The sequence below is a fragment of the Corynebacterium sp. c3Ub_189 genome, assembly GCF_039907195.1.
In the GTDB taxonomy this organism is placed as follows: domain Bacteria; phylum Actinomycetota; class Actinomycetes; order Mycobacteriales; family Mycobacteriaceae; genus Corynebacterium.
Genome location: NZ_JASBOF010000012.1, coordinates 73,682 through 87,731 on the forward strand (window position 1 = coordinate 73,682; position 14,050 = coordinate 87,731).

Annotated in this window: 12 protein-coding genes; 3 read left to right on the forward strand and 9 right to left on the reverse strand. The window is 59.9% G+C overall.

Translation table 11 applies throughout. The features are described from left to right. Entirely contained in the window at nucleotides 1-855 is an 855-nt protein-coding gene (locus QKD99_RS07475) for an ATP-binding cassette domain-containing protein (protein WP_347951129.1), read from the reverse strand. Beyond that, the gene (locus tag QKD99_RS07480) at nucleotides 842-1,210 is read right to left on the reverse strand and encodes a GntR family transcriptional regulator (RefSeq protein WP_284767849.1); all 369 of its coding nucleotides are present in this window, start codon (nucleotides 1,208-1,210) and stop codon (nucleotides 842-844) included. Before QKD99_RS07480 ends, QKD99_RS07475 begins: the two co-directional genes overlap by 14 nt. Before the next feature lie 360 nt (nucleotides 1,211-1,570). On the opposite strand from QKD99_RS07480, the gene QKD99_RS07485 reads away from it, so the two are divergent. Continuing rightward, entirely contained in the window at nucleotides 1,571-5,002 is a 3,432-nt protein-coding gene (locus QKD99_RS07485; protein ID WP_347951130.1) for a pyruvate carboxylase, read from the forward strand. 171 nt (nucleotides 5,003-5,173) lie between these two features. On the opposite strand, the gene QKD99_RS07490 is transcribed toward QKD99_RS07485, so the two are convergent. The 7 genes from QKD99_RS07490 to QKD99_RS07520 form a co-directional block, all read right to left on the reverse strand. Continuing rightward, nucleotides 5,174-6,280 (reverse strand): DUF5808 domain-containing protein, encoded by a 1,107-nt coding sequence (locus tag QKD99_RS07490; protein WP_347951131.1) that lies wholly within the window; start codon nucleotides 6,278-6,280, stop codon nucleotides 5,174-5,176. 14 nt (nucleotides 6,281-6,294) lie between these two features. Beyond that, entirely contained in the window at nucleotides 6,295-6,672 is a 378-nt protein-coding gene (locus QKD99_RS07495; RefSeq protein ID WP_179387448.1) for a GntR family transcriptional regulator, read from the reverse strand. Between the two features lie 140 nt (nucleotides 6,673-6,812). Next, nucleotides 6,813-7,835: an ABC transporter permease gene (locus tag QKD99_RS07500; RefSeq protein ID WP_347951132.1), complete on the reverse strand. Its 1,023-nt coding sequence runs from the start codon at nucleotides 7,833-7,835 to the stop codon at nucleotides 6,813-6,815. After that, nucleotides 7,832-8,413, reverse strand: coding sequence for an ATP-binding cassette domain-containing protein (locus tag QKD99_RS07505; protein ID WP_284844580.1), 582 nt, complete (start codon nucleotides 8,411-8,413; stop codon nucleotides 7,832-7,834). The genes QKD99_RS07500 and QKD99_RS07505 overlap by 4 nt, the downstream gene beginning before the upstream one ends. A gap of 42 nt (nucleotides 8,414-8,455) precedes the next feature. Continuing rightward, on the reverse strand, nucleotides 8,456-8,899 hold the full coding sequence (locus QKD99_RS07510) for a hypothetical protein (RefSeq protein WP_347951133.1): 444 nt from the start codon (nucleotides 8,897-8,899) through the stop codon (nucleotides 8,456-8,458). Between the two features lie 23 nt (nucleotides 8,900-8,922). Continuing rightward, nucleotides 8,923-10,686, reverse strand: coding sequence for an acetyl/propionyl/methylcrotonyl-CoA carboxylase subunit alpha (locus QKD99_RS07515; RefSeq protein WP_347951134.1), 1,764 nt, complete (start codon nucleotides 10,684-10,686; stop codon nucleotides 8,923-8,925). Nucleotides 10,687-10,841: 155 nt separating this feature from the next. Beyond that, complete coding sequence (locus QKD99_RS07520) at nucleotides 10,842-11,705, reverse strand: sulfurtransferase (RefSeq protein WP_005322559.1); 864 nt, start codon at nucleotides 11,703-11,705, stop codon at nucleotides 10,842-10,844. A gap of 248 nt (nucleotides 11,706-11,953) precedes the next feature. Here QKD99_RS07520 and QKD99_RS07525 point away from each other — a divergent pair, with 248 nt between their 5' ends. After that, nucleotides 11,954-13,015 (forward strand): Cj0069 family protein, encoded by a 1,062-nt coding sequence (locus tag QKD99_RS07525; RefSeq protein ID WP_347951135.1) that lies wholly within the window; start codon nucleotides 11,954-11,956, stop codon nucleotides 13,013-13,015. 87 nt (nucleotides 13,016-13,102) lie between these two features. Beyond that, entirely contained in the window at nucleotides 13,103-13,993 is an 891-nt protein-coding gene (locus tag QKD99_RS07530; RefSeq protein WP_347951136.1) for a DUF4282 domain-containing protein, read from the forward strand. The last annotated feature ends 57 nt before the right edge of the window (nucleotides 13,994-14,050 follow it).

Here is a 14,050-nt window from a genome sequence, read left to right on the forward strand (position 1 = left end):
CTAGGACTCCTCTTGTGAGGTGCGGGTGGATTCATGGGCGCGGGAAACAAGGGAATCAATGAGCTGGCCGTCGTCAAGGTAGGAGACGGTGATTTGGGTGGCGTCCACGGTATCGTCCGGAAACGGCACCGGGGACCAAGCATTAACTTTGGTGGTCGAGCCAAGCGAGGATTGGTGGAGTGGGAGGGCGTCGGCAAGCGCGAGTGCTTGCTCGACGTCTTTGGTGCTGCCCGTGAGCACTGGGTAGTGCGGCCGCTGGGATTCCAGCTCGGTGGGTTTATTGACCGTGCCGTCGTGCACGGTAATGACTTGGTCAACTAGGCCGACGAGGTCTTCGGCGCGGTGAGAAGAAAGCACCAGCAGCCAGTCCGGGGTGCCGGAGGCGTGGGCGATGATGAGCTCGCGCAGGCGCGTGCGCGTTGGCGCGTCCAGGCCATTGAAAGGCTCATCGAGGAGGGTGACCGGCGTGCGCGCAGCCAGGGCAGTGGCGCAGGCAACTAGTTGGCGCTGGCCGGTGCTTAAAGAGCGGTTCTTGCTGCGCTTGTCGACGCCCACCTTATCCAACAGCTCCTCCGCATACCCCACGTCGAAACCCTCGCGCACATGCTGTGCGGCGCGCAGGTGCTGGGCCACGGTGGAACCGGAGAGCGAAATATCGGCGCCGGTGCGCGCAATCGCCACCTGTGGGGTGTCGATGCTGCCCTTGGTAGGGAGGAATCCCGCTATCGCGCGCAGGAGCGTGGTCTTGCCGGCGCCATTGGGGCCGATAAGCCCATACATGCCGGCGGTAAACTCCAGGTGTGGCACGTGCAGGCGGCGCTTGCAGCTGACATTGTGCATCTTAAGGTGCGTCATGATGGTCTCCTTCGGCTTCGATGAGGTCGGCGATATCGCTGGCGCTTAAGCCCAGCGCGGCTCCTTCCTTGAGGAGGGGCACGATGAAGTCTTCCCTGAGCGCCTCTTGGCGTTGGTGGCGTACCTTGTCGCGCGCGCCTTCACGCACAAACATGCCCAGGCCGCGTCGCTTTTCCAGCAGACCTTCCTCGAAGAGGACGGTTAGTGCCTTTGCGGAGGTAGTGGGGTTGACGGAATGGAAAGCCGAAAGCTCATTGGTACTGGGGGCGCGTTCTCCCTCGGGGAGTTCGCCGGAAATAATCATGTCTCTGATTCCTCCTGCCAGCTGTTGATAAATAGGCCGAGTATCGCTCATGGTGCGGCCTCTCGTGCATGCGACATGTGATTCCTTCCCTGGTGTATGGGTTTACCACCTATGTGGGTAACCATATAGCCGGGGAGGCGTTTGGTCAACAACGGTTTACTTGGGTGCGCAGGTGTCCCCGCTGCATATTTTGTTGAGGTAAAAATTTGCAAGATTTACAGAATAGCTAACCCTGTTATTACTGGTCGGGCTGCAGAAACCACCCGTTCAACGGTTTAAGCGCTGGATAGTGTGGCAAACTCCGCTTGAAAATGGGCAGACAAGGAAGGTTTCGATCTCTAAACTGAGATACGGATCACCCAAGAGGAGGTGCTGTATCGCAGTACCTTCCGAGTTGAAAGGAACACAGAAGTGGCTAATCCCGCGCTTCCATCGTTCAAAAAGATTCTGGTAGCCAACCGTGGCGAAATCGCCGTGCGTGCATTCCGCGCTGCCTTTGAGACCGGGGCAAAGACCGTCGCGGTCTATCCTCGCGAAGACCGAAACTCCTTCCACCGCGCCTTCGCGGATGAAGCCGTCCGCATCGGCGCCGAGGGGCAGCCGGTCAAGGCGTATTTGGACATTGATGAGATTATCCGCGCCGCCAAGAAGGCCGAAGCGGATGCCATTTACCCCGGCTACGGATTCCTTTCGGAGCGCGCAGATTTAGCCCGTGCGTGTGAGGGCAATGGCATTAAGTTCATTGGCCCAACCCCAGCGACCTTGGATCTCACCGGCGATAAGGCGGCTGCGGTTAGTGCGGCGAAGGAAGCTGGGCTGCCGACGTTGCAGGACTCGGAGCCATCGACGGACGTCGATAAGCTGGTCGAATACTCCAAGGACTTTAACTTCCCTGTCTTCGTTAAGGCTGTCGCCGGTGGCGGCGGGCGCGGCATGCGCTTCGTGGAATCCGAGGATCAGCTGCGCGAAAAGGCGGCCGAGGCCTCGCGCGAGGCGGAGGCGGCGTTCGGTGACGGCAGCGTGTACTTGGAGACCGCGGTCATCAAACCGCAGCACATCGAGGTACAAATTCTGGCTGATAGCCAGGGCAATGTGGTGCACCTCTTCGAGCGTGACTGCTCGGTGCAGCGCCGCCACCAGAAGGTGGTCGAGATTGCGCCGGCGCCGTCGCTGGATTCCGAGCTGCGTGACCGCATCTGCCAGGATGCGGTGAAGTTCTGTGAGCACATTAATTACGAGGGCGCGGGCACCGTGGAATTCCTCGTCGATGAGCGCGGCAATCACGTCTTCATTGAGATGAACCCGCGTGTGCAGGTGGAGCACACCGTGACCGAGGAAATCACCGGCGTAGATATCGTCAAGGCCCAGATGAATATCGCGGCCGGCGCTTCGCTGGAAGATATTCAGCTCGCCCAAGACAAGATTTCCATCACCGGGTCTGCTCTGCAGTGCCGCATTACCACCGAGGACCCTAATAACGGTTTCCGTCCGGATACCGGCACGCTGACTGCGTATCGTTCGCCGGGCGGCGCTGGCGTGCGCTTGGATGGTGCAACCTCCGTGGGCGCAGAAGTATCGCCGAACTTCGACTCCCTGCTGGTGAAGATGACCTGCCGCGGCGTCACTTTCGAGCAGGCCGTGCAGCGCGCCCAGCGTGCGCTCAACGAGTTCACCGTCTCCGGCGTGGCCACCAATATCGGCTTCCTGCGCGCCCTGCTGCGCGAGCCAGACTTCACCCAGACCCGCGTGGACACCGGATTCATCAATGCACACCCGCATCTGCTCAAGGCTCCGCCGGCAGTCGATGAGTCTGGTCGAATCCTCGAGTACATCGCGGAAACCACCGTTAATAAGCCCAACGGTGTTCGCCCTACGGCACTGCGCCCCTTTGATAAGCTCCCCGAGCTGGACCTTTCCGAGCCGCTCCCGCGCGGTTCCCGAGATGACCTGCTCGAGTTTGGTCCGCAAAAGTGGGCGGAGAAGATCCGTCAGCAGAATGCGCTGATGGTTACGGATACCACCTTCCGCGACGCCCACCAGTCCCTGCTGGCTACCCGCGTGCGTAGTACCGCCCTGGTTTCTGCAGCCGAAGCCGTAGCCCGCATGACCCCGAACCTGTTCTCGGTCGAGGCATGGGGTGGTGCAACTTATGACGTCGCCATGCGCTTCCTTCACGAGGACCCATGGGTCCGCTTGGACATGCTGCGCGAGGCTATGCCGAACCAGAACATCCAGATGCTCCTGCGCGGACGCAATACTGTGGGCTATACCCCGTACCCAGACTCGGTCTGCCGCGGCTTTGTCCAGGAAGCAGCCAAGTCCGGCGTGGACGTCTTCCGCATCTTTGATGCTCTTAACGACGTCTCCCAGATGCGCCCCGCCATCGATGCCGTACTCGAGACCAATACCACCGTGGCTGAGGTGGCCATGGCGTACTCCGGTGACCTTTCCTCGCCGAAGGAGAACCTGTACACGCTGGATTACTACCTCAAGCTGGCCGAGCAGATTGTAGAGTCCGGAGCCCATATCCTTGCCATCAAGGATATGGCCGGTCTGCTCCGCCCTGAGGCCGCTTCCAAGCTGGTTATGGCGCTGCGCAAGGAATTCGACCTGCCGGTGCACGTCCACACGCACGATACCGCGGGCGGCCAGATGGCAACCTACTATGCGGCCGCCTTGTCCGGTGCCGACATCGTCGACGGCGCCTCCGCGCCGCTGGCTGGTACCACCTCGCAGCCGTCGCTGTCCGCCCTTATTGCAGCGTTCTCCCAGTCCAAGCGCGATACCGGCATCGACCTGCAGGCCGTATCGGATCTCGAGCCCTATTGGGAAGCCGTCCGCCAGCTCTACGCGCCGTTTGAGAACGGTATCCCTGGCCCGACCGGTCGCGTGTACAAGCACGAGATTCCGGGCGGCCAGCTGTCCAACCTGCGTGCCCAAGCTGTTGCCCTCGGTTTGGCGGACCGCTTCGAGGTCATCGAGGACACCTATGCAGCAGTCAATGAGATGCTGGGCCGTCCGACCAAGGTCACCCCATCCTCCAAGGTTGTGGGCGACCTCGCCCTACACCTTGTCGGTGCCGGCGTAGACCCTGCGGACTTCGCTGCTAACCCCACCAAGTTCGATATTCCGGACTCGGTCAACCAATTCCTCCGCGGCCAGCTCGGTACCCCTCCAGGCGGTTGGCCGGAGCTGCGCGATAAGGTGCTCGATGGCCGCGAGGAAACCGGTGCCAAGGTGAGCGAGGTTCCTGCGGAAGAGCAACCGCATCTGGAATCCGATAACTCGGATGAGCGCCGCGCCAGCCTGAACCGCCTGCTATTCCCGAAGCAGTTCGAGGAATTCAACGAGTTCCGCCGCAAGTACGGCAACACCGAGGCACTGACGGATACCACCTTTTTCTATGGTCTTACCGAAGGCGAAGAAAAGGTCGTCCACTACTTCCCAGAGGACTCCACCGATCGCGCCGACCTCAAGCAGGTCGTAGTGCGTCTCGACGCCGTGGGTGAGCCGGACGAAAAGGGCATGCGTAACGTGGTTCTCAACGTCAACGGCCAGATCCGCCCGATGAAGGTGCGCGACGAGAACGCCGAATCCACGGTCGCTACCGTAGAAAAGGCCGACCCCTCCAACGAGGGCCACGTCGCCGCACCATTTGCTGGTGTGGTCAACCCCACCGCCAAGCCTGGCGACGAGGTTAAGGCCGGCGATCAAATTGCCGTCATCGAGGCGATGAAGATGGAAGCCTCCATCTCTGCCACCAAGGATGGTGTGGTCGAGCGCGTGGCCATCGGCCAGGCCACCAAGGTGGAAGGCGGCGACCTCATCGCCGTCATCAACTAACTGACGCACGCCAGCGCCCCGCTTCCTTCGCGCAATCCTTTAGGAAGCGGGGCGCTGTGCTGTCTGCGGGTGGCTTTTCGCGATTTTCGTCCATATAAATGACCAAAACCGTCGACGAAATCGGTGGTTTGTATGGACGAAAATCGTGATTTAGCCTGAATGCCAAAATTTTTAGCTGAGTATTAAAGGCAGCGCTATTGAGCCGACTAGAACCAGAAGTGTGATGGCGAAAAATGCCTTGGCCTGCCAGCGGGCGAAGTTAAACGACACGCCTGTGCCGAAGCGCTTATCCACTAGTACCGCCGGATCCTCTGGGTTGTAGTACATCACGCCCCATTTATAGAGATGGTCATTGTCCGGTGATTCTTTGTCTTCATCGGGAAAGCGAATTCCACGCAGTTGCTCGGATAATTGAGATTGTTTGGAGAGAAGAAATGCAACCAGTCCGATGCTGCCACCGATGGTAAGAACCAACATCGTGATAACGGCGGCGCCGTTAAACCGCTGAAATTGCGGTACAGGGCCGGTTACTTGCAGGAAGGCCATGCCGGCACACACGAGCAGGGTGAGAACTCCCATTCCGGTGTTTGTGAAGGCGAGGTTGGCTTCATTGCGCAGTCGAGCTTTAATGCTGCGTTCTGAACGTGGGGATACCTCACTATGTGCGATAAAAGAGCAGATGATGGCGAAAAGCAAGAGCATTCCTAAGGCGATGAAGGAGATAGAAAATACGCTGCCGATATTCTTTTCGCTCCAATTATCCGCCTCCATGGAAGAATTCCAGTGCACTGGAACGGGGTCAGGAATATCCGACCAGTGGGAAGCGACGATGATGGCACCGGCCGCGATGCACAATAGGGAGGCGAGCATTGTTACCCACGGAAAAGTCGGCGTGGGGATGCCTTCGAATTCGGGTGTGCCATTGGCGGTGGTGGAAACACGAGCAGCGATGGTGGTTTCGACCTCGTCGAACCAATCGCCGGCCTTTTTCGCCGCGATGATGCGGCGGCGTTGAGAGATGTAAGCCCACAAGCCGCCGAGCGTCACCAAGAGGGACGGTACGGCGGCGAGTAGTGGCAATTTCCAGGCAAAGAGGGACAGAATTGTTGCCGCGATGCCGGAGCCCCAAGTACGGACCTTGTATCCAGCAAGCGCAGAGGTAACTGCACTATCGGAAAGGTAGTCCTTTGGCACGCGCACACCGAGCGGTGTGCCGGGCGAGGCAAGGGAGGGCGTTTGGGCCATAATCCAAGTAATTGCGAGAGTTGTGACGGCCATTAAGAGGGCGAAAATCATGACGATACTTCCAAGTGTTTAAGAGTGGAGCTGAGGTGGGTGTGGAGCTCATCTGGGCTAAAGCCTTGGGCACGAGCGAGCGCGACTACGCGGCCTAATTGCTCAGCTAGTTGTCTTTCTTGAGCCTCAGTGTGAGCGCCGGGTCTGACGATGGAGCCGGAGCGGCCGGCGGTTTCTACGAGGCCGTCAGAAACCAAGAGGTCGTACGCCTTCTTCACGGTGGCCGGGTTGATGCCTATGTCTTTGGCGACGCGGCGGACGGGGTCTAGCTTGTCACCATCAGAGAGCTGGCCGCGAGCTATGGCCAGTACTAATTCATCGTGGATTTGTTGGAAGACAGGGACATCCGAATCGGGGTTGAGGTTAATAAACATCTGTCACCTCCTATCTTTGTTCTGTATTACTTATAGTAACACAAACTGTGTTATGTGAAGTAATACAGAATAATGTCAAAAAGAAATCCCCAGGTATGTGCATGTAATGCAGTGACGTACCTGGGGAAAGTGCAGGGTGACTAGATGAAGAGGGCCACAGCTATGGTCGCAATGCCGTAGCCACCGCGCAGGAAGTAACCGAAGACTTCGGGGGAGAATGAAGCGCCGAAGCCACCGGTGTCGATGATATTCATCGTGGTTACGCGCGCTGGGCGGGAGCGCTTAAAAGCGGCGTAGGTAAGTCCTAAACAGCACGCGGCGAGTACGAGTACAGGCAGCTTCCACACGGCGGCGACGAAGGCGGTACCGAGAACGGCGGCACCGGCTGTCGCGGTCAGGGGAAGTCCCCAGTCGGGCCAGGCTCCGTCGATGATGCGGCCGAAGGATGCGGCGCGGCCGGTGGCGGCGCCGACGATGGTCCATGCGCCAGAGAATCCAATGAGCGCAAGGCTGCCAAGCTGCGGTGCTAGTCCTAGGGTTAGGCCCACCACGGCGACCGCGCCGAGCGGAATGTACCAGCGGCGGTATAGGCGCCGGAAAAAGAGGCGGCCGAGCGATGTTGTGGCGTGCGAGCTGGGGCGCAGGCGGGCCGATTGGGAGGCGATGGCATCGGCAGAAACCTCAGAATCCAAGAGCCCTATGGAGGAGGAGCCGACGGCACGGGTGCGGCCCGCGCGAAGAAGTGAGGCGAGGTCGAAGGAACGCCAGCCGAGCGCTAGGCGCAGCAAGGGGAGGGCCATCGCCGCATAGAACGGAAGGCGCAGCGACGTGCACAGGGCTAGGCCGAGGAGGCTCACGCCGGCGAGCTGGGCAATGGACAGCTTATCGACGCCCCGCATACGCCCCCGCGGCCTATCCACATAGACCCACCGGCTCAGGGAAAGGCTGCGCAGCGGATAGAGCGCCTCGAGGAGAACGATGAGGGCGAGGGAGCCGAACGCAGCGCCGATGGTCGCGGTGGCGGGCAGGGACGCGGCAGTGCGCTGCGCGAGCGAGGGTAAAACCTCGGCGGCATTCTGCCAAGCGTAGACACTGACGCTCGCGATGAGCGCCGCGATGAAGGCGTAATAGATAGCTGAAGAGGCGTGGGATAAAAGCTTCATGAAATCTCCACCACTTCATCACAGGCATCGAAGATGGCCGGGGAGTGGGAGGCCAGCACTACACAACGGCCTTCGTCGGCGAGGTGGCGCAGCTCCTCGGCCAAGAAGGCGGTCCAGGTGTGGTCAAGGTGGCGCTCGGGTTCGTCGATAAGCAGGGCCTTGGTCGGCTGATAGAGCTGGGCGGCGAGGTAGACGCGCTGACGCTGGCCCGAAGAAAGGTCGCTGACCGCGGAGTTTAGGATGGCGTCGTCGATGGCCCAGAGCTCATGGACCTCGGCAAAGTCTACGCCGGAGCGGCGCGAAAGCAGGGTGAAGTGCTCTCCGACGGTGAGGTCGGGCAAGAAGACCGGGTCCGCGACTGCGATGACGGATCCGGCGGCCTCAGCGCTGCCGGGTGCGGCACCGTCGATGGAGACGGTGCCTTTCAGTGGGGCAATTTCGCCGCTCAAGGTCTGCAGCAGCGTAGATTTACCCGCACCATTGGGACCCTTCAAGCCGTATACGCGCCCGGCGTCGAAGGTGCGATTCAGGTGCCCCAAAGCGGTGGAATGTCCGTAAGTTGCATCTATTTTCAGCATCGTAGCTAGGTTAGCAGGAGGGCGGACGGACCTAGGGGCGAGCTAGAAGCGGCGGAAGAACTTGCCGGGTGCGAGTTCCTCGAATCCGGGCAGGGCCGTGGCAGAAGAGATGCCGGGGGCAGTCTGCTCGGCCGCGAGGTCGATGGCGTTGGCAATAAGCAATTCGCGGGCGGCGGGGTCATCGCTGGAGACGATGAGCTCGGGAATGTCTTCGGGATCGAAGGGGGTGAGCCAGGTGGCGTCGTCAAGCGGGTGCGCCGAGGGATCGCCCAAGAAAGCTGGGCTTTTGTCGGCGGCGGGGTAGTAGCGCAGGAGCGCGGCGCCGCGGGGAGCAACGGTAGGGTCCTCGTTGGCGGCCATGGGCAGGGCGATGACCCCGCCGTCCACAATGGGGGACCAGTCCGCGATAGAAGAAGGGAAGAGGCCCGCAAGATAATCGCGGTCCTCTTCCTTGGCCAAGCGCACGCCGAGGGAAGAATCAGTCATTCTTCCAAGGCTAGCGGGGCAGGCTACTTGATTTCCAGCAGTACGCTGCCCTTAGTGGTAGAAGCGCCTGCTTCCACGGCAAGACCGGTTACGGTTCCGGCCTTATGTGCCTTGACGGGGTTTTCCATCTTCATGGCCTCGAGCACGAGGAGAACCTCGCCCTCGGTGACCTCTTGGCCTTCTTCGACGTTGACCTTGATGACCGTGCCCTGCATCGGAGAGGTAACGGCATCGCCGGACACTGCGGCCTTGGCGCCGGAGCCCTTACGCTTCTTCTTTTTGCGTGGGGTGCCGTTGGCGCCGAAGGAGGCGGGGAGGGCAACCTCGATGCGGCGGCCGTCGATTTCCACGGTGTGCACCTGGGAAGGCTCTGCGTCGGCGGCTTCGGCATCGGTGGACTCATCGTGGGCGGGCAGCTGGTTATCCCATTCCTCTTCGATCCACTTGGTGTAGACGCCGAAGTTGCCGTCTTCTGCAGCGAAGGCGGGGTCAGCAACGACAGCCTGGTCAAACGGGATGACGGTGGGCAGGCCCTCCACCGTGTACTCGGACAGGGCGCGGGCGGAGCGACGCAGCGCGGTCTCGCGGTCTGGGCCCCAGACGATGAGCTTGGCCAGCATGGAATCGAATTGGCCGCCAATGACGGAGCCCTGGACGACGCCGGAATCAACGCGCACGCCCGGACCCGCTGGCTCGGAGTACTTCACGATGGTGCCAGGGGCCGGCATGAAGTTTGCCGCGGCATCCTCGCCGTTGATGCGGAACTCGAAGGCATGGCCACGCGGGGTGGGGTCTTCCTTCAACGAGAGCTCGTGGCCCTCAGCAATACGGAACTGCTCGCGTACGAGATCGAGGCCGGTGGTTTCCTCGGAAACTGGGTGCTCCACCTGCAGGCGGGTATTGACCTCTAGGAAGGAAATGAGGCCATCGGCGCCTACCAGGTATTCCACGGTGCCGGCGCCGTAGTAGCCGGCCTCGCGGCAGATGCGCTTGGCGGATTCGTGGATGGAGGCGCGCTGCTCCTCAGTGAGGAAAGGAGCCGGGGCTTCTTCGACCAGCTTTTGGAAGCGGCGCTGCAAGGAGCAATCGCGCGTGCCGACGACCACTATGTTGCCGTGCTTATCCGCCAGTACCTGGGCCTCGACGTGGCGCGCCCGATCCAGGTAGCGCTCTACGAAGCACTCGCCGCGACCAAAGGCGGAGGTTGCCTCACGGGTAGCGGATTCAAAGAGCTCCGGGATTTCCTCTGCGGAGTACGCCACCTTCATGCCGCGGCCGCCGCCGCCAAAGGCAGCCTTGATGGCCACAGGCAGGCCATATTCCATGGCGAAGGACTGCACCTCATCGGCGCCGGCTACCGGATCCTTGGTGCCTGGGGCCATGGGGGCTTCGGCGCGCTCGGCGATGTGCCGTGCGGTGACCTTATCGCCCAAATCACGGATGGACTCGGGGGAGGGGCCGATCCAGGTCAGGCCGGCGTCGATGACGGCCTGGGCAAAGTCGGCGTTTTCAGACAAGAAGCCATAGCCGGGGTGGATGGCATCGGCGCCGGACTTTTCTGCGGCGTCCAGAATCTTGTCAAAGACGAGGTAGGACTCGGCGGGAGTGGTGCCGCCGAGGGCAAAGGCTTCGTCGGCAAGCGAGGCAAAAGGTGCCTGGGCGTCTGGCTCGGCGTAGACGGCGACGGAGGCAATGCCAGCGTCGCGGGCCGCGCGGATCACGCGAACGGCGATCTCACCGCGGTTCGCCACGAGAACCTTAGAGATCTTTTTGGTTTCTACTGCCACGGCAGCAACCTCCTGAACACATTAGGTTGAATACGCAATCTATTCTTGCACACAAAAGCATGAGTTAATTTTCACGCACGCGAGTGGGGATGTTTCTGAACAAAAATAAACCCACATCCATGCCGGATATGGGTTTATGTGGCGAAACCGAAAAGTTAACGCTCAATCGGCATTTTCACCATATTGCCCCACTCAGACCACGAACCATCGTAGACCTGCGTCTTTGTGAATCCCAAAAGATGCGTCAACACAAACCAGGTGTGCGCGGCCTGCGCGCCCACGTGGGAGTAGAGGATCGTTGCAGATTCAGGCTCCAGCATGCCGTAGTTGACCTTGAGCTCCTCGGCCGAACGGAAGCAGGAGTTGGGATAGTTGGAACGGTCCCACTCGAGGTTAATGGCGCCCGGGATGTGGCCGTGGCGCATGGTGGTGCCGTAGGCGGAATCGCCATTGGGATCGTGCTCGGTAGCCTCGCCCGCAAACTCCTCTGGGGAGCGGGTATCCACGAGCGCTCCTTCGGACTCGCGCACCTGGTCTACGAAGGCACGCAGGACGGAATCATCGCGGCTTACCTCGGGGTATTCGGATACGGGGAAGTCCGGCACCATGAAGGAAGTATCGCGTTCTTCGGCCATCCAGGCATTGCGGCCACCATCGAGCAGGCGAACATCTTTGTGGCCAAAGAGGGTAAATACCCACAGGGCGTAGGCAGCCCACCAGTTGGACTTATCGCCATAAAGGACAATCGTATCGTCGGCATTAATGCCCTTGTCCCGCATCAAGGCAGTGAACTCTTTGCCATCGATGAAATCGCGAGTAAGTGGGCTCAATAGTTCCGTGCGGAAGTTGATGCGGGTGGCGGTGGGGATATGGCCAATGTCATAGAGGAGCGAGTCTTCATCGACCTCGATGACACGCAAGCCCTTGATACCTAGGCGTGCGGACAGCCACGGTGCAGACACGAGGCGCTCGGGGTGTGCGTATTCCTGAAATGGGGGATAGGGATCAACGTCAGCCACTGTCCGCCTGCCTTTCCTATAAGGGTTAGTATTTCGCTCCCACCACTTTAACCCGAATTTTCCCGTGGTGATCACTCGGGGATCATGCCTGTGGCGTGCGATACAGGGCTCGGCCGGGGAAATAGGGTCGCTGGCCGGCGGGGTTAGACAGAGGGGGCAGTTGGCCGCGCGGGGGAGAAAAAGCTGGGATAAACTCCGGATATGGTGCGACAACGTGCTATGAACACCACCTAAGAAGGGAACTGCTAGTGCACAAGGCAATCGTTGTATTTGAGGTAGAGGGCGGCTCCGATAAAGGCGCAGACGGTCACCGTAAGGACACCATGCCGATCGTCAACGCAATCAAGGAACAGGGCTGGGATGCGAAGGTTATCTACTTCCACCCAGACAACGCGGAAGAGATCTACGCCCAGGTTTCTGAAAACTTTGATGCTTATATCTCTCGCGTGAACCCAGGCAATATCCCCGGTGGTGAGAAGGGCTATTTCGAATTGCTCACCAAGTTGGCCGATGCCGGCCTGGTAGGTATGTCCACCCCGGCGGACATGATGGCCTACGGCGCCAAAGATGCACTGGTCAAGCTCATTGACACCCCGCTGGTACCGGAAGATACCGCCGCGTACTACGAGGTAGAAGAGCTGCATAGCACTTTCCCCACCTCGCTGTCTTATGGTGAGCGGGTGCTCAAGCAAAACCGCGGTTCCACCGGTGAGGGCATCTGGCGCGTGCGCCTCGCGGATCAGGAGCTTGCCCAGTCCGTAGAACCGGGCACCGCGCTCCCGCTCGACACCGCCCTGAAGTGCACCGAGGCAGTAGACAATCAGACCCATGACTACAAGCTGGACGCCTTCATGGACTTCTGTGACCAGTACATTGAGGGCGATAACGGCATGCTGGTGGACATGCGCTTTATGCCGCGCATTGTGGAAGGTGAAATCCGTATTCTCCTCGTGGGCGATGAGCCGGTATTCATCGTGCACAAGAAGCCAGCGGAAGGCGGCGACAACTTCTCTGCCACGCTCTTCTCCGGCGCAAAGTACACCTACGATAAGCCGGAATCTTGGCCGGAGTTGCTCGAGATGTTTAAGAAGGCTCGCCCCGTTATCGCAGAGAAGCTCGGCGATACCAAGGATGTTCCGCTGATTTGGACCGCGGACTTCATGCTTGATGATGCCCCCGATGGCACCGACACCTATGTCCTCGGTGAGATCAACTGTTCCTGTGTTGGCTTCACCTCCGAGCTAGACATGGGCATCCAAGAAAAGGTTGCCGCCGAGGCGATTCGTCGCGTTCAGGACGCGAACGCCTAGCGCACGCTGTATTCTGCCAAGTGGCCCCACGGGTGACCGTGGGGCATTTTCCTACCATCCCCTAAAGCATTTTCTAAGGACCAGATTATGGCTGATAATGATTTCAACTCCGACGGGTTTCCGAAGGATTTTTCTCCGCGCGATTTTTCCGAGACCCCGCGTCACCACGCCGAGGACGCTGCGAAAAGCACCGAAGGCACCGGTGCCTCCGAGGTGAATGAGACCAAGGAATTCGGACCTACCGATGCCAAAGAGACGAAGTCTTTCGGCCACACCGATAAGCCTGGTGAGCCTGGAAAATCGAGTGACCTTTCTTCCCCGCAGCCGAGCGCGGAGGACAGCTCCTCTGACTTCTGGGCCTCCTCGAAGTCCTCCACCCCAAGCGAAGGCGCTGCCTCCCGTGCGCATAATCCATTTACTGATTCGTCGTCGGACGCTGCTGCGAACGGCAACCAATTCGGGTCTGCCCAGTCCGCTAGCGATCAGCCGGTTTTCGGCGGTTACACCCAACAGCAGGGTACGAGCCAGGGATTCGGACAGTTCCCCCAGGCTAGCGATGCTCCTGCCGATTCCGGCCAGACGCTTGGCGATAAGAAGAGCCAGATGAGTGACGCCCTCAAGGGCTTGGGCAAGAAAGACGGCCTATTGGGCGGTCTCTTTGAGTTCGAGTTCAAGCACTTCCTGACACTCACCCACGTGAAGGAAATCTACAAGGTTGCCATGATTCTTGGTGGCATCATGTGGATCCTTCACCTCCTCGGTGCCTTCTTGTTCGCCACCGGCATGGGCATTTATGGCATTCAGGAAGATTCCGCGTCCGCCATCTTCGGAAGCATCTTTGCGTTCATCTTCCTGGCGGTACTTTGCACTGTCATCTACTACGCAATCATGGTTGCCATCAGGCTATTCCTGGAAGCTATGGTGGCTAACGTGCGCATTGCGCAAAACACCGGCGACATCCTGGACAAGATGGACTAGCACTGTAATGAGCCGCTTACTCAATTAAGCGAGCAACGACATGCGCCCCAGCGAATT